This is a genomic window from Ruegeria sp. CDSA089 (assembly GCF_059612205.1).
In genome coordinates this window covers 584,106-599,970 of record NZ_JBXWQD010000001.1, presented here as the reverse complement: position 1 = coordinate 599,970, position 15,865 = coordinate 584,106, and the positions used below count along the sequence as shown (strand labels likewise).

Below are 15,865 nucleotides of genomic sequence, written 5' to 3'. Positions count from 1 at the left end.
AGTTCTATTCGGCAGCTTTCAGCGGTGGACCAGGCGGATGACCCGGTTTCTGATCGCGGTCATCTGCCGTTGAATCATCCCAAACCATTTCGGACGCTTGCGCCTTACGGGCAGCACGCCGGATCGCGACCTCTTGCGCAAGCGGGCTGTTCTCACCCGCCGTGACGCGCATCAGCAACCGGCTTAGCCACAGGGCGTAGGTCGTGACCCAGACGCGCAGCGCCAGCATCGAGGGCGTTACGATCAGCGTCAGCACCGTTGCAATGCCCAGCCCGAACACGACGGCGGTGGCCAACTGTTTCCACCACAGCGCAGTCGGGCTGTCGATCGAGTAGCCACCGTTGATGAAATCCAGCGACAGGCCGAACATCATCGGCGTCAGACCGGCCATGGTGGTCAGCGTGGTCAGCAAGACCGGGCGGATACGGGATTCGGCGGTGCGTATGATCGCCTCGATCCGGGGCATATAGCTGCTGTATTCCTGATAGGTGTCGATCAGAACGATATTGTTGTTCACCACAATCCCGGCCAGAGCCACGATGCCCGTCCCGGTCATGATGATCGAGAAGGGCTGCTGCATCACCATCATGCCGATCAGCACCCCGGTGGTCGACAGGACCACCGCCAGCAGCACCAGCACCGAGTTATAGAGCGAGTTGAACTGCGCCAGCAGTATCACAAACATTAACCCCAGCGCCCCTAGGAAGGCATTCGCCAGGAAGGCACCGGATTCGGCCTGTTCTTCCTGATCGCCGGTCCATTCCCACGCAATCGCGGGACCAAACGGATCGCTATCCAGCCACTCGGTCAGCAGCGCGATGCGCTCGTTCGGTGTCACGGGCCGGTAGGTCGCGGTTTCAGCCTGGGACAGCAACTCTTGCATATCCGCAGCGCCGGTTAGTTGCACGACCTCATAGGTCTTTCCATTGCCCCCTTCGAGCGTACCGAGCGACGAGGACGCAGCGTCCAAAACCTCGCGAACCAAGGCAAGACGCTTGTCTTCGATGCTCTGTCCTTCGCTGTCGGTCGACATGGCGACCATATCGACCAAACCCGGTTCCACATCCGCCTTCACGTCATAGTAACGCTGTTGGTCGACGCGATTGATCTCGGCCAGTTTGGCGACAGGTTGGCGGGTCACAAAGTTAGACAGGGGCACCAGACCGTCCGCTGTGCGCACTTTCAAGGTATCCAACGTTGACAGCACGCGGTCATCTTCGGGCAGTCGGACGCGTATTTCGATCTCTTCATCGACCGTGTCGGGGCGCATTTCACCCAGCAGTAGGCCGCGGGTCACAAGCTGAACCATGGCACCGACGGTCGCCACATCCGCGCCAAACCGGCCCGCTTTGGCAACGTCCACGTCGATCTGCCAGTCGATACCGGGCAGGGGCAGGGTGTCTTCGATCTTGATCAGCCCCGGCGTTTCGTCAAACACTCCGCGTGCGGTTTGCGTGGCAGCAGTCAGCTCAGGCCAACTGTCGCCCTTCAGGCGCAGGTGTACCGGCTTGGCCGAGGCCGGGCCCTGTTCCAGCGGCAGAATCTCGACCACGATGCCGGGAATAGTAGCCAGTTCGGCATTCAACTCGTCCAGAACGACATCGCCGTCAAACTCTGGCGCGATGGTCTGACGGTCCAGCAGACCAAACAGGATTGGCTCGGAAATGGTTGGGCGATCCTCCCATGGGATGATCTCGAACTGAACGCGGCCCACGGTGTCAGCGGGGGCCTGCGCGCCGCCATTGTTCTGCGTCAGGCCACCTTCTCCAGCGAAAGAGAACACATTGACCACAGCGGGGTGCGATCCGATGATCCGTTCGGCATCTAGAACCATCTGGTCCATTTCAGCCAGGGATATGTTGCCACGGGCGCGCACATAGGCAGTGGCTTGTTCGGGTTCGTTTTCGACAAAGAACTCGACCCCGCGATTGTTGTTGCCATAGGCGATCATGACCATGACAACAGCGGCACTTACGACAAGAATCGACACCACCGGCATGATCGGATTGCCGACTAGAAACTTGATCACATGGCCAAAGCGAGTGTGTTCGCGGGCGGTGTGCACATGCGGGTCCGGCGCGCGTTCAATCCGAGCGGCGCTGAGCGTGACAGAGCCGGCAAACGCCCCCAGCGTGAACAGGATGGCCCCGAATACCAAACCGCCCGAGCTGCCAGCAGGCATCAGATAGGCCGGGTTCAGGACCTGCATGGCCCCCATAAAGATTAGCAGCAGTGCAGGCGGTACAAGCGCGACACGTGCGCGCCATGACAAACGGGCACGCAGCCAATCTGCGGCATGGTCAAACACACGGCTCAGACGGCCAGACACGCCGCCCATCACGGGTAGGTAGATCAGCGCAACGATCAGTGAGGCAGACAGAACAAAGATCAGCGTGACCGGCAGCATGCCCATGAACTCACCCGGTACGCCGGGCCAGAACAGCATGGGCAGGAAGGCACAGAGTGTGGTCGCAGTAGACGACACGATAGGCCAGAACATGCGTTGCGCCGCCTCGACATAGGCATGCATGGGCCCGACGCCATCTTTGATGCGCTTGTCAGCATATTCCACCACAACGATCGCGCCATCGACTAGCATCCCCACCGCAAGGATCAAGCCAAACATCACGATGTTGGAAATACTGACGCCCATAACGGCAAGGAAGGCAAAACACAGCAGGAATGAGGTCGGGATCGCAAACCCCACCAACAGCGCCGCCCGCGTGCCCAGCGAGGCCAGAACGACGATCATCACCAGCGCAATCGCCGTCAGGACCGAGCCTTCAAGCTGGCTGACCATCGAGCCAACGATGCGGCTCTGATCGTTCGAGGTGCCCAGTTCGATCGTGGCGCGCATCTGGTCGGGCCATTTCGCCTGAGCTGTGGCAATGGTCTTTTTGACGTCCTCGACCGTGTCGATCAGGTTGAAGCCCTTGCGCTTGACCACTTGCAAGGCGACGGTGGATTCGCTGTTAAACCTTGCGGTGCCTTCGCGGTCTTCGAAAGTGTAGTTGATCTGCGCCAGCTCGCCCATGGTCACGACCCGGTCGCCATTGACCTTGACCGGCAGGTCGTAGACATCCTGCGCCGTTTTGAACGACGAGGGGATCTTGACCGAGAATGTACCCTGTGCGGTTTCGACCTCACCTGCGGCGATCAGTTGGTTGTTGTTCTGAACGACGTTGATCAGTTCTGCTGCGGTGACGTTGTAGGCCTCAAGACGCAGGGGGTCGATGATGACCTCCAGCAGTTCGTCCCGATTGCCCGCGATACCGGCCTCAAGAACCGAATCCATCGCTTCCAGATCGTCCTGCAAGTCCTTGGCGACGCGCGCCATTGTGCGCTCGGGTACCGCGCCGGTTAGGTTGACGATGACGATGGGGAATTCGGAAAAGTTGATCTCTGTCAGCGAATATTGCTCGGCCCCTTCCGGAAATTCGGCCTGAGCGCTGTTCATCGCATCGCGCACATCCGCCATGATGGCGGTCTTGTCCCAGCCAAAATCAAATTCCAGCGCGACCCCGGCATAGCTTTCGGCGGCGGTCGAGGTCATCTCTTTCAGACCATCAAGATCGGCCAGCTCGGTTTCCATCGGCTTGACCAACAGATTCTCAGAATCTTCCGCCGAGATGCCGGGGAACTGAACCGAGACGAACAGGGCCGGGATCTCGATATCCGGCTCGCCTTCTTTGGGCAGACCAATATAGGCATAGCCGCCAATCACCAGCGAGATGGCGATAAAGGCCAGGACCATCCGGGCCCGGCCAGCGGCCCAGCTGACGATTCCGGTCATTCGGTCAGGTTCCTGTAGGTGGGGGCGACTTTCACACCCGCAGTCACAAATTCCTGCCCGATCACGATGATATCCACCGTTTCAGGCAGGCCATCGACCCAGACGCCTTCGGACGTGTCACGCAACAGTTGGATCGGCTGGAAGGCGACAATGTTGCCCGCCGCAATGGTGCGCACGCCGACTTGCCCCTCACGGCTGAGGGTCAGGGCCGATTGCGGTAGCAGGTGCGCCTTGGTGCCTTCGGACGCGATACGGATATCTGCCGTCTGGCCATCGCGGATTGTCAGATCAGGGTTGGGGACGGTGATTTCCACCTCGAATGTCCGGGTGGTTTCGTCCGCGGACCGGCTGAGAAAGCTGACCCGGCCAGCCACCTGAAGGCCTGTAACCAGTTGCGCCGTCGCCTCAGACCCGACAATCACGCGGTTGACCTCTGTCTCGGGTACAAAGCCCACCAGCTTAATCGGGTCAAGCTGAATCACTGTGGCGCATAGCGAGCCGGGCAGCATCAGACTGCCAAGTTCGGCAGTGTCGCTTTCCAGTAGGCCTTTGAACGGGGCCTCGATCGTTTGACGGTCGATCTCGCGCCGGGCCGCTTCGACCTCGGCAATGGCGGCTTCGATACCGGCGCGCGTGGCTTCCAGACCTGCCTCGGCAGTTTTGATACCCGCCTCGGCGGTGCGCATGGCGGCCTGACTGGCAACCCGCCGCGTTTCCGACCCAAAGCCAGTTTCCGACAGTCTTTGCGCGGCGGTTAGGTTGATCTCGGCCTCGGCCACCAATGCGTGGGCCTCTTCCAAACGAGCTTCGGCTTCGGGGATACGGCTTTCGGCCTCAAGCTTGGCGGCCATTGCCTCGGCCAGACTGGCCGGGCGGGTGCCGGGATCCAGTTCACACAGCAGATCCCCGGCCTCGACAAAGGTGCCCTTGCGCTTGGGTTCCGAGATCACGGTCGAGGTGGTTTCGGCCAGAACTTCGACCTGACGATTGGCTTTTGTTTGGCCCCGCAGCAACACAGCGCTGTCAATCTCGCGTGCGACTGAACGCAGGGCAACCACGTTGACGGCGGACTTGTCCGAAGCATCTGATGTTGGTTCAGGCGACTCGGTTGCGCTTGTTTCGTCGGCTTCGGCCCGCCCTGCGAATGCAAACAACGCATCGCGCTCGAACACCAGCAGGAACAGTGCGACTGTTACCAGAACCGCATTTACCAGCGAAATCAAGCGCATAAAGGGTTTCTCCCAGAAATTTTCGCCAAGATGGTGTTGACGCACGTACTTAAATGTGGGGCTGATTATGCAGCTTTTCCACGCTAAACTGAATAGTTTGGTTCACTTTTTTCCGCAAGCCTGTGCCGCCTAGTGGGAAATGTGCGAATTCGGACCCTTGGCTTGGCAAATGTGGCGGGTTATGACATGGCGCCATACACCACGGATTACAGCCCCGGAGGGCAGGGATGAGCGACACCGACAGTTTCATTGATGAGGTGACCGAAGAGGTCCGCCGGGACCGTCTTTACCTGCTGCTGCGGCGCTGGGGCTGGGTCGGTGTGCTGGCCGTGGTTCTGATCGTCGGCGGCGCGGCCTTCAACGAGGTGCGTAAGGCGCGGGCAACCGGACAGGCCCAGGATCTGGGCGACTCGATTCTAGCGGCTCTGGCGTTGAACGACTCGGCGGAACGTGCTGCTTCCCTGTCGGAGGTTGAGGCGGCGGCGCCGGGTGGAGATGCAGTCCTGAATATGTTGCTGTCGGCGTCCCAGGTTGAAGCCGGGTCCGAGGCGGATGCGGTTGCAAGTCTGAACACCATTGCGGTGCAGGGGGACCTGCCTGAGATCTACCGGGCGATTGCGGCTTTTAAAGCCTTGTTGCTGCAAGCGGATAGCCTGCCCATCGCAGACAGACGCCAGCAATTCGAAGCCTTGGCTGCGCCGGGTGCGCCGTTGCGCTTGCTTGCGGAGGAGCAGTTGGCGCTGCTGGATGTGTCTGAAGGCAATGTCGACGCGGCGATTGCGCGGTTGCAAGCGCTGCGCCAAGATGCCGAGATCGGTGTTGACCTGCAACAGCGTGCTGCGCAACTGATTGTAGCCCTTGGGGGTGAACCCGAACCGCTGATAGCCCGGCAGGGCTAATCCGGGGCGGAACACATATTGGACAGGCGAGTGCGCAATATCATGGTAACAAGTCTATTTTCCCGCGTCGGAGCGTCGGTCGCAGTTCTTTCCCTGACAGTACTGGCTGCCTGTCAGGAAGCCGAGGTGATCCTGGTCGGCCCCCGTGAGGATATCCGCCCCGCTGCGGATTCCGAGGCGGTTGAGACACGTGGAGCCAAACCGATCAGCCTGCCGGCCCAGCAAGCTAATGTAAGCTGGCCGCAAAGTCCTGGCACAGCGGCGTTCCGCACCACGCATGCGCAATTGCGCGCGACTCCGCAACGGGTATGGTCGAATTCCATCGGTAAGGGGGATTCGCGTAAACAGCGCATCACAGCCGAGCCTGTCGTAGCAGGCGGTTTGATCTACACTCTGGACTCTGGCGCCAACGTCACCGCGACATCCGCACAAGGCGCAACTGTCTGGAGCGTTAATCTGATCCCTGCGCAGGATGGCGACGCGGACGCCACAGGCGGTGGCTTGGCCTATGCTGATGGTGTTTTGTATGTGTCATCCGGGTTTGGTCGCCTTACCGCGCTGGATGCCAGAACCGGCGTAACCCGCTGGCAGAAACGGTTGAACGCCACCGGCAGCGGCGCGCCTTTGGTGAATGGCGGCTTGCTGTATCTGGTCGCCGGGGATGAGACCGGCTGGGCCGTGGATGTCAAAGAAGGGCGGATCGCTTGGCAGATTCAAGCCACGCCGAGCGTCGGAAACGTCCTGGGTGCGCCCGCTCCGGTAATCGCGCAGGAATTTGCCGTGTTCGCCTTTGGCTCTGGCGATGTGTCGGCCACGTTCCGTCGTGGCGGCATCCGCCGCTGGAACGCCTCGGTGGCCGGTGGGCGCCGTGGACGCGCGGCGGCGCAGATCGTTGATGTCACCGGTGGCCCGATGGTGGTGGGTGACACGATTTATATTGGGAACCACTCGGGCCGCACCGTGGCCTTTGACGCGGATTCCGGTGAGCGAAAGTGGACCGCCGATGAAGGCGCAATTGATACGGTTTGGCCTGCGGGCAACAGCATTTTCCAGGTCAGCGACCGCAGCCAGCTGATCCGTCTGGACGCAGCGACTGGTCAGGTAGTCTGGGCGCAGGACTTGCCAGGCTTCGTAAAGGACAAACCCAACCGTCGTGGTCCCATAGTGGCTCATTACGGCCCGATTCTGGCCGGAGGGCGCATCGTAATCGCCTCGAATGATGGCTACCTGCGCTTCTTTAATCCCGTCGATGGCGCGCTGGTCAACCGGGTCGAGGTCCCCGGCGGGGCCACCACTGCACCCGTCGTGGCGGGGCAGACCTTGTATGTCGTATCGACCAAAGGTGATCTACACGCTTTCCGTTGACGAAAAGATGCGCTAAAGGGCGCGTCTGAGTCTTGAAAGTTGAATGTCATGTCACTGACCCTCGCCATCGTGGGGCGCCCGAATGTGGGCAAATCCACCCTTTTCAACCGCCTTGTGGGCAAACGTCTGGCCTTGGTCGACGACCAGCCCGGCGTGACGCGCGACCTGCGCGAGGGCGAAGGGCGTCTGGCCGATCTGCGTTTTACCGTGATTGATACCGCCGGGCTTGAGGACGCCACCGATGACAGCCTGCAGGGCCGGATGCGTCGCCTGACCGAACGTGCAGTGGACATGGCCGATGTCTGTCTGTTCATGATAGACGCACGCGTGGGCGTGACGCCGACCGATGAGCTTTTTGCGGATATCCTGCGCAAACGCTCGAAACATGTGATCCTTGCGGCGAACAAGGCTGAAGGGTCAGCCGCGGATGCCGGTGTGCTTGAGGCGTATAACCTTGGCCTTGGCGAACCCGTCCGACTGTCGGGCGAGCATGGCGAGGGGATGACGGACCTGTATACCCAATTGATGCCTCTGGCTGATGCAGCCGAGGAGCAGGCCGTCGATGACGCCCCCCAGACCGATATCGAACTGGATGAGGATGGTGAGGGTGAAACCCCTCTGATCACCGCAGCTAAGCCGTTGCAGGTGGCTGTTGTAGGTCGCCCGAATGCGGGAAAATCTACGTTGATCAATAAGATCATGGGCGAAGATCGTCTGCTAACCGGCCCCGAGGCCGGGATCACCCGCGACGCGATCAGCCTTCGGGTAGACTGGGCCGACCCGGATGGCGACAGCACGCCGATGCGGATTTTCGACACGGCAGGCATGCGTAAAAAGGCCAAGGTGCAGGAAAAGCTTGAAAAGCTCTCGGTTTCCGACGGGTTGCGCGCGGTGAAGTTCGCCGAGGTCGTGGTAGTTCTGCTGGACGCAGCAATTCCATTTGAGCAGCAAGACCTGCGTATTGCCGATCTGGCCGAGCGCGAAGGTCGCGCGGTCGTCATCGCAGTGAACAAATGGGATATTGAAGAGGACAAGCAGGAGAAACTGCGCGACCTCAAGGAGTCGTTTGAACGGCTGCTGCCGCAACTGCGCGGCGCGCCTCTGATCACGGTGTCCGCCAAGACGGGCCGGGGTCTGGAACGTCTGCGTGCGGCCATCCTGCGTGCGCATAATGTGTGGAATCGCCGTGTGCCCACGGCTGCGCTGAACCGCTGGCTGACTGCGATGCTGGAACAGCACCCACCGCCGGCACCGCAGGGCCGCCGGATCAAGCTGCGCTATATGACGCAAGCCAAAACCCGCCCGCCGGGGTTTGTGGTGATGTGCTCGCATCCCGACAAGATGCCCGAAAGCTATAACCGCTATCTGATCAATGGCTTGCGCGAGGTTTTTGACATGCCCGGTACGCCCATCCGCCTGACATTGCGCGGCCAAGGCGACAAGAACCCCTACAAAGGACGGCGTAAGAAAAACGCCGGTGCTTTGGCCAAACATCTCAAAGGGCGCGCGTAACCGCGCCAAATCGCAGCATTTTCGGCTGAGGGGCGTGACAGGCCCCAAACTGCACGCTAGCATTCACTGGCGTGCATTTGTTTTCGCGCGTGCGGGTTGCATGTGAGAATTCCACGCTTAATTTCAAATTGATATTAAACCGGGCCATCGTGAGGGGCGGGCTGGATGGATCTAAGAGAATACACGCGACAATATGCGGTGCAGGACAACCGGCTGGCGGCTCTCAGTTATTTTGGGACTTTCGCGGTGTATTTTGCATCGCTTGCGCTGGCCATCGCTTATGTGGATCGCTGGTATATTATGGTCCCCGCCGGGATTGTTTTCGCATTTGCCGCCGTGCGCCTGTATGTCTTGCAGCACGATTGCGGCCACCATTCCCTTTTCGAAACACGTCTACAAAATGAATGGGCCGGGCATGGGCTGTCACCTTTCACCTTTGCCCCGTTCGAAGTGATGAAGCAGAACCACAATCTGCACCATTCCGGAATCGGAAACCTGGAACATCGCGAAACCGGTGAAATTCACACGATGACAGTGCGCGAGTGGACTAAGGCGGACTGGAAAACCCGTTTGTTCTATCGCCTTTACCGCAATCCGTTCATCCTTGTCCCAGTGGGCGCATTGTTCACCTATTTCATCCGTTATCGCTGGCCCAAGAACACGATGCGGTTCGGTGTGACCGGTGTCGTTCTGCACAACCTGTCTATCATCGTGTTTCTGGGGCTGCTGTACCTGATAGCGGGCAGTACCGGCATTCTGGTGTGGCTTGTCTTCTCTTTGCTGGGTGGGATGCTGGGCGTATTCCTTGTATATCTCCAGCATAATTTTGAGGATACCTATTGGGATCGGCGTCCTGACCTGGACCCTAAACTGGCGGCTTTGCAGGGGTCGTCCGCATTGGATTTCGGTTGGTGGTTCGACAACGCGGTGGCCTGCATTACGTTGCATGACATCCACCATTTCAACGCGCGTATCCCGTCTTACCGACTGCGGGAATGTCACTACAACCTACCGCCCGAATACACGCCGCGCCGGATCAAGTTCCCCGAAGCGGTGGCGGCATTGAACCTCAAACTGTGGGACGAAGACGCCAAACGCCTGGTGCCGTTCCCAAAGAAACGACAAACAGCCAACTTGGCCCATAGCAGTTAGGTCTGGGATCATACGGCTTGCGGATCTGTATATTCAGTGTATATACATCTGCTTGGAGATACAGAAAGGACAAGGAATGACCTCAGTGACCGACGTTAAAGGTGTGGGCGAAGCGCTAGGACAAGCGCTTACGGCAAACGGTTTTAGAACCGCAGAAGCCATCGCCAAGGCAAGCCCTGCCGATCTGGTCAAGGTCCCCCGAATTGGTGTCGCGCGTGCGCCGCTGCTGATCGCTGCAGCGAAAGAGGCGATTTCGACCAAACCAGCCGTCAAGCCGGCTGCCACCAAGCCAGCCGCACGCCGAACATCGACGCGCAAACCGGCGGCGCGTAAACCGGTCGCGCGCAAGACGGTGGCCGCTGCCGAAAAAACGGCTGAGGCGGCGGCCCGCAAAGCGGCCGAGGAAAAAGCAGCCGCAGATGCCGCCGCAGCCAAAGCACGGAAAAAAGCCAAGGCCAAAGCCAAAGCGGAAAAGGCCGCCAAAAAACGCGCCGAGATGGAGGCCGTGTTCTCGAAAGCCAAGGACAAGGTGAAGGCAAAGGCGAAGAAGGACAAAAAGTCCAAAAAGGACGACAAGTCCAAGGACAAGAAGAAAAAAGACGACAAGAACAAAGACAAGAAGAAAGAAAAGAAAAAGGCGAAGAAGTAACCCTTCCTCGCCTTTGAGATTTGCGAACCGGCGGCTGTGGCGCGCCGGTTTTCTTATGCCAAGCTGCCGTCCAGTTGCAGTGTCAGCTTGCCACCAAGATAGGGAGCCAGCACCTTGGGCAGGGTGACGGTGCCGTCGGCGTTCTGGCCGTTTTCCAGCACTGCAATCAGGCAACGCCCCACCGCCAGACCCGAGCCGTTCAGCGTGTGGACATATTCCGGCTTACCCCCGCCTTCGGGACGAAAGCGTGCGTTCATGCGACGAGCCTGAAAGTCTCCACAGGTCGAGACCGAGCTGATCTCGCGGTACGTATCCTGACCGGGCAGCCAGGCTTCGATGTCATAGGTGCGGCGCGCGCCAAAGCCCATGTCGCCGGTACACAGGATCACGGTGCGATAGGGCACGCCCAGCTTTTCCAGAATCCCTTCGGCGCAGCGCAACATGCGCTTCTGCTCGTCGTCGGAATTGTCCGGATGCGCGACCGAGACCATCTCGACCTTCTCGAACTGGTGCTGACGCAGCATCCCGCGCGTATCTTTGCCGGCAGAACCGGCCTCGGACCGGAAGCACAGCGAATGCGCGGTATAGCGGCGGGGCAGGTAGTTTTCCTCGATCAGCGTGTCGTTGACGATATTGGTTAGCGAGACCTCGGACGTCGGGATCAGCCACCAGCCTTCGCGCGTCTGATAGCTGTCTTCGCCGAATTTCGGCAGCTGACCAGTGCCCTGCATCATTTCCGACAGAACCAGAACGGGGCCGTTGACCTCGGTCAGGTCGTTCTCGTTGATATGCGTGTCCAGCATGAACTGCGCCAGCGCGCGGTGGATGCGTGCGACGCCGCCGGACAGCAGCACAAAACGCGAGCCTGACAATTTCGCGGCGGTCTCGAAATCCATGCCGTTTTGCACGGCGTCGATCTCAAAATGCTCTTTCGGGGCAAAGTCCAGTTCGCGTGGGGTGCCCCAGCGATTGACCTCGACATTGTCATTTTCATCCGCGCCTTCGGGCACGTCCTCGGCAGGCAGGTTGGCGATGCGGATCAGCTGGTCTGTCAGCAGAGCGTCCAGATCCTTGGCTTCGGTCTGCATTTGGGCGATCTCGGCCTTTTTCTCGGCGACTAGCCCGCGCAGACGTTCGAACTCGGCCTCATCGCCGCGCGCTTTGGCGGCGCCGACCTCTTTGCTGGCCTTGTTCTGTTCGGCCTGAGCGGTCTCAGCTGCCAGAATTTTCGCACGGCGGCTTTCGTCCAGCCGAAGCAGGTCCGACGACACCGGCGCGTCCCCACGGCGCGCAAGGGCGGCGTCGAAGGCGGCGGGGTTTTCGCGAATGGCGCGGATGTCGTGCATGTCTCAGATCCTTGAATGCGTGAATCACTGAGACCGCTTATGCACCATCTGAAAGGCAGGGTGTAGCACCGGTTACGACTTATCCGCGCCCTCGTGGGATTCATGCGCCAGATGGCCATCCCATTCTCCGACCGGGATCTTGGGTTCGGGTGGATCAGCCATGTAAGATGGGGTCATGATCTGTACGCCGTTTTCATTAAAAACGGCCACGATATTGCGGTGCAGGTCGGATCGGATCTTGGGAATGATGCTGCCCCGCGTGCTATAGCCGTTGATCTGGTAATTGATCGCGTAATCGGCCAAAGCCGTCCACAAAACAAAGGGTTCGGGCTTGGCTTTGATCCCTTTGGTTCGGCGGGCGGCCTCGATCAGCATGGCCTCGACCTTTTCGGGCGGTTCCTCATAGCCGATGCCGACAGTGGTGTGCAGTAACAGCCCGCTGCCATCGGTTTTCTTGGAAAAATTCACCACGTCCGAGTTCATCAACTGCGCGTTGGGGATCGAGATCAGTTCGTTCTTGATGGATTTCAGATGCGTCTCCATCAGCTTGATCTGCACCACGTCGCCAATGTGATCGCCAATCTGGATGCGGTCCCCAATCGAGGTCGAGCGGCGATAGATCACAAACAGCCCCGCCAGCATGTTTGAAACGACCGAGTTTGCGCCCAGCGACAGCATTGCGCCCACCAGAATGGTCAGGCCTTGAAAGGCAGCCGAATCTGATCCCGGAATGTAAGGAACGGCAAAGACCAGCGCGATCAGGATGACGACGACACGCGCGATGTTGAAGGTTGGGCTCACCCAATGTTTCTCAAAATCCCCCAGATCGAAGGACCCGGCCTCAACGGCGTCAAAGAACACCCGCATGCCCCGAATGATATAAACCGTGACCCAGCTGATTAGACCCAGCATGATCAAGTTGGGGATGTAACTAAGGATGCCCTTGAAGATCAGTAGAACAGGCTCAGTCAGGTAAGTCAGCAGAAGCTGCGCGAAGTACCGTGTTTCGGCAAAGGCGAGTAGGACGAAGGACAGATAATAGTAGAAACCCAGAAAGAAGATCACCAGCAGGACGAAATTCAGGGTATATCGAACCAGTGCGGCAATCGCTTCAGCCTGAACGCTTTTTGCGGTGGCGTTTTCCACGTCCTTCAGATGCCGTTGTACGAATTTCAGCGTTTTGCGTCTGATCCTGCGATGCAGCCAAAGGATGATGGCTACAAAGACACCAAAGCCTATTGTCCATGCGGTGGCTTCGATCGCTCCGGAAACTCGCGCTTGATCAGTTCGATTGGACCTGTAGGCCAAGATAGCTTGCTCGATGGCCTCGCCGTGGAGAAAACCGAGAACTTCCAGTTCAATCTGCTCGAGTTCCGCGTCGGCGACCGTCACAACCGATACCGAAAGTCCGTCGACCAGTATGCGTGTACCGAGTTCAGTATCCTCATAAGTGATTGTGACTTCAAGGTTATCTGAAGCTTCGGCCGCTTCTATTATTTTTTCCTGTACTGCTTCGGCGCGTTCCGATGCTGGTAGTGCGCTGGAACCACGTAAGAAAAACAGAGTATCGCCGTCGACGATAACGGGTGCTTTGAAGGTCTCGGATTGTTCTTCGTTTTCGACAGGTGCTTCGACAGTTTCCTGACCAGAAGCAGGCGCCGCACAAAGGCCAACCCACAGGGTCGTGACCAGTATCTGAAATAGCAATCCCAGTTTCAGATGAATGTGCGCCATTGGACCTCCCGCGGTTCAACTATATCGACGCAAGCGCTTGTTTCTAGGACTTAACTGCAACGCTTGGCCAAATCTTTGCGCATTATCTGAGTTTCGGTGCAAAAACCTGTACCGCCATTCCTTGCAAACAGTCAGTTCAAAGAATAGGTTCTCGCAAAATTTGCGGGCCCTCCGCAAACACCAAACCAAAAGGAATATCCCATGGAAGGTGGCGCAATCGCCCAGTTTCTCCCGCTGATCCTGATCTTTGCGATCATGTATTTCCTGCTGATCCGTCCTCAGCAGAAAAAGATGAAGGAACATCAGGCCATGGTCGAAGCTGTGCGCCGGGGTGATCAGGTGGTCACGCAGGGTGGCCTGATCGGCAAAGTGTCGAAGGTCAAGGAAGGCGAGAACGAGATCGAGGTTGAACTGGCCGAGGGTGTCAAGGTTCGCGTCGTCAAATCGACCATCGCGCAGGTTCTGAACAAGACTGAACCGGCGAAGTAACGTCGCGCGTCAAATCCTTGAAAAGGCAGGGTAATGCTGCACATTGATACCTGGAAGCGGGTTCTGATCTGGCTGGTCTGCGTGACCGGCCTGCTGATGGCCCTGCCGAATGCGTTTTACACGCGCGTTGAACAATCCAACGATGCCAAGGCCGCGATCGAGCTTGGCATCGACACGCCCGAGATGCAGGCCGAAGCGGCGCAGTGGCCAAACTGGTTGCCGTCGTCCTTGGTCAATCTGGGCCTTGACTTGCGGGGCGGTGCGCACTTGCTGGCCGAGGTTAAGGTCGGCGATGTCTACGAATCCCGTATGGATGCCATGTGGCCTGAAATCCGCGACGCGCTGCGGGATGAGCGGGCGACCGTAGGCACCATCCGCCGTCAGAACTCAGCCCCAGATGAGATTCGGGTGCGTATCAGTCAGCCCGAAGGCATGGCGCGCGCACTGGAAGTCGTGCGTGGCCTAGCCCGGCAGGTGCAGACGCTGTCCGGGGTAGGGGCCACTGATATCGAAGCCCGCGCCGAAGGCGACACCATCGTCGTGCAACTGTCGGATGCCGAGAAGCTGGCCTCGGATGATCGCACCGTTCGACAGTCGCTTGAGATCATCCGCCGTCGTATCGACGAGGTCGGCACGCGTGAACCCACCATTCAACGCCAGGGCGCGGATCGTATTCTGATCCAGGTGCCTGGCATCGGCAGCGCGGGTGAGCTGAAAGAGATCATCGGAACCACTGCGCAACTGACCTTCAATCCGGTTGCTGGCCGCACGACCGATGCGGATACCGCGCCGGGCATCGGGCAAGAGGTCGTCCCTTCGCTTGATGAAGACGGTGTGTATTACATTCTGGAATCCGCCCCCGTAGTGACGGGTGAGGAACTGGTCGACGCCCAACCCGCGTTCGACCAGAACGGCCGCCCTGCGGTCAATTTCCGCTTTAACACGTCCGGTGCCCGTAAATTCGGCGACTACACGCTGGAGAACATCGGTGCGCCTTTTGCGATTGTGCTTGATGACGAAGTGATCTCGGCCCCGGTGATCCAAAGCCATATTCCGGGTGGTTCGGGCATCATCACCGGCAATTTCACGGTTGAGGAAAGCACCAATCTGGCCGTCCTGCTGCGCGCAGGTGCGCTGCCGGCGGGGCTGGAGTTCCTTGAAGAACGCACGATCGGCCCCGAGCTGGGACAAGACAGTATCGACGCAGGCAAGGTGGCCACCATCGTGGCCTTTGTTGCCGTCCTGGTCTTCATGGCGCTCAGCTATGGTTTGTTCGGTATCTTCGCCAATATCGCGTTGATCCTGAACGTCGGGCTGCTGTTCGGTCTGTTATCACTGATCGGGGCGACGTTGACCTTGCCGGGGATCGCGGGGATCGTGCTGACAGTCGGTATGGCGGTGGATGCCAACGTGCTGATCTTTGAACGTATCCGCGAGGAACTGAAATCCGCCCGAGGTCCGGCCCGTGCAATTGAGCTGGGTTATGAAAAGGCACTGTCGGCAATTCTGGACGCAAACGTCACCACATTCATCACGGCGACAATCCTGTTTGCCATGGGCAGCGGACCGGTGCGGGGCTTTGCCATCACTCTGGGTCTGGGCATCCTCACCTCGGTCTTCACCGCGATTTTCGTGACGCGCCTGATGATCGTGATTTGGTTCGAACGGCGCCGCCCGAAAACGATCGAGGTTTGATC

At 59.0% G+C, this 15,865-nt stretch carries 11 protein-coding genes; 7 read left to right on the top strand and 4 right to left on the bottom strand.

The window, feature by feature from the left end; translation table 11 throughout:
• Positions 1–4 precede the first annotated feature (4 nt).
• Positions 5–3,793, bottom strand: coding sequence for an efflux RND transporter permease subunit (locus AC2FJ6_RS03015; RefSeq protein WP_170770406.1), 3,789 nt, complete (start codon positions 3,791–3,793; stop codon positions 5–7).
• Positions 3,790–5,022 carry an efflux RND transporter periplasmic adaptor subunit gene (locus tag AC2FJ6_RS03010; RefSeq protein WP_170770407.1) on the bottom strand — a complete coding sequence of 411 codons (1,233 nt, stop codon included), beginning with the start codon at positions 5,020–5,022 and terminating at the stop codon, positions 3,790–3,792. The genes AC2FJ6_RS03015 and AC2FJ6_RS03010 overlap by 4 nt, the downstream gene beginning before the upstream one ends.
• A 227-nt stretch (positions 5,023–5,249) precedes the next feature.
• Between AC2FJ6_RS03010 and AC2FJ6_RS03005 the strand changes: the two genes are divergently transcribed.
• The 5 genes from AC2FJ6_RS03005 to AC2FJ6_RS02985 all read left to right on the top strand — a co-directional run bounded on the left by AC2FJ6_RS03005 (position 5,250) and on the right by AC2FJ6_RS02985 (position 10,599).
• Positions 5,250–5,921, top strand: a complete 672-nt coding sequence (locus tag AC2FJ6_RS03005) for a hypothetical protein (RefSeq protein WP_170770408.1) — start codon at positions 5,250–5,252, stop codon at positions 5,919–5,921.
• 42 nt (positions 5,922–5,963) lie between these two features.
• Positions 5,964–7,286 (top strand): PQQ-like beta-propeller repeat protein, encoded by a 1,323-nt coding sequence (locus tag AC2FJ6_RS03000; RefSeq protein WP_496668337.1) that lies wholly within the window; start codon positions 5,964–5,966, stop codon positions 7,284–7,286.
• A gap of 48 nt (positions 7,287–7,334) precedes the next feature.
• A complete protein-coding gene (gene der, locus AC2FJ6_RS02995) occupies positions 7,335–8,798 on the top strand; it encodes a ribosome biogenesis GTPase Der (RefSeq protein ID WP_170770411.1) in 1,464 nt (487 codons plus the stop codon).
• 165 nt (positions 8,799–8,963) lie between these two features.
• On the top strand, positions 8,964–9,950 hold the full coding sequence (locus AC2FJ6_RS02990; protein ID WP_170770413.1) for a fatty acid desaturase: 987 nt from the start codon (positions 8,964–8,966) through the stop codon (positions 9,948–9,950).
• 76 nt (positions 9,951–10,026) lie between these two features.
• Positions 10,027–10,599 (top strand): helix-hairpin-helix domain-containing protein, encoded by a 573-nt coding sequence (locus AC2FJ6_RS02985; RefSeq protein ID WP_170770415.1) that lies wholly within the window; start codon positions 10,027–10,029, stop codon positions 10,597–10,599.
• 53 nt (positions 10,600–10,652) lie between these two features.
• On the opposite strand, the gene serS is transcribed toward AC2FJ6_RS02985, so the two are convergent.
• Positions 10,653–11,945 (bottom strand): serine--tRNA ligase, encoded by a 1,293-nt coding sequence (gene serS / locus AC2FJ6_RS02980; RefSeq protein ID WP_480874395.1) that lies wholly within the window; start codon positions 11,943–11,945, stop codon positions 10,653–10,655.
• A gap of 72 nt (positions 11,946–12,017) precedes the next feature.
• Positions 12,018–13,679, bottom strand: a complete 1,662-nt coding sequence (locus AC2FJ6_RS02975; protein ID WP_496668335.1) for a mechanosensitive ion channel family protein — start codon at positions 13,677–13,679, stop codon at positions 12,018–12,020.
• A 201-nt stretch (positions 13,680–13,880) separates the two neighbouring features.
• Between AC2FJ6_RS02975 and yajC the strand changes: the two genes are divergently transcribed.
• Together yajC and secD are read left to right on the top strand one after the other, a co-directional pair.
• Complete coding sequence (yajC, locus tag AC2FJ6_RS02970) at positions 13,881–14,168, top strand: preprotein translocase subunit YajC (RefSeq protein WP_170770420.1); 288 nt, start codon at positions 13,881–13,883, stop codon at positions 14,166–14,168.
• Between the two features lie 33 nt (positions 14,169–14,201).
• Positions 14,202–15,863 (top strand): protein translocase subunit SecD, encoded by a 1,662-nt coding sequence (gene secD / locus AC2FJ6_RS02965; protein ID WP_480874388.1) that lies wholly within the window; start codon positions 14,202–14,204, stop codon positions 15,861–15,863.
• Positions 15,864–15,865 lie beyond the last annotated feature (2 nt).

Excerpts from the sequence above, each read along its gene's own strand:
- yajC (WP_170770420.1), top strand. The coding sequence starts at position 13,881 with ATGGAAGGTGGCGCAATCGCCCAGTTTCTCCCGCTGATCCTGATCTTT.
- serS (WP_480874395.1), bottom strand. The coding sequence starts at position 11,945 with ATGCACGACATCCGCGCCATTCGCGAAAACCCCGCCGCCTTCGACGCC.
- AC2FJ6_RS02975 (WP_496668335.1), bottom strand. The coding sequence starts at position 13,679 with ATGGCGCACATTCATCTGAAACTGGGATTGCTATTTCAGATACTGGTC.
- AC2FJ6_RS02985 (WP_170770415.1), top strand. The coding sequence starts at position 10,027 with ATGACCTCAGTGACCGACGTTAAAGGTGTGGGCGAAGCGCTAGGACAA.
- secD (WP_480874388.1), top strand. The coding sequence starts at position 14,202 with ATGCTGCACATTGATACCTGGAAGCGGGTTCTGATCTGGCTGGTCTGC.
- AC2FJ6_RS03015 (WP_170770406.1), bottom strand. The coding sequence starts at position 3,793 with ATGACCGGAATCGTCAGCTGGGCCGCTGGCCGGGCCCGGATGGTCCTG.
- AC2FJ6_RS03000 (WP_496668337.1), top strand. The coding sequence starts at position 5,964 with ATGGTAACAAGTCTATTTTCCCGCGTCGGAGCGTCGGTCGCAGTTCTT.
- AC2FJ6_RS02990 (WP_170770413.1), top strand. The coding sequence starts at position 8,964 with ATGGATCTAAGAGAATACACGCGACAATATGCGGTGCAGGACAACCGG.
- AC2FJ6_RS03010 (WP_170770407.1), bottom strand. The coding sequence starts at position 5,022 with ATGCGCTTGATTTCGCTGGTAAATGCGGTTCTGGTAACAGTCGCACTG.
- AC2FJ6_RS03005 (WP_170770408.1), top strand. The coding sequence starts at position 5,250 with ATGAGCGACACCGACAGTTTCATTGATGAGGTGACCGAAGAGGTCCGC.
- der (WP_170770411.1), top strand. The coding sequence starts at position 7,335 with ATGTCACTGACCCTCGCCATCGTGGGGCGCCCGAATGTGGGCAAATCC.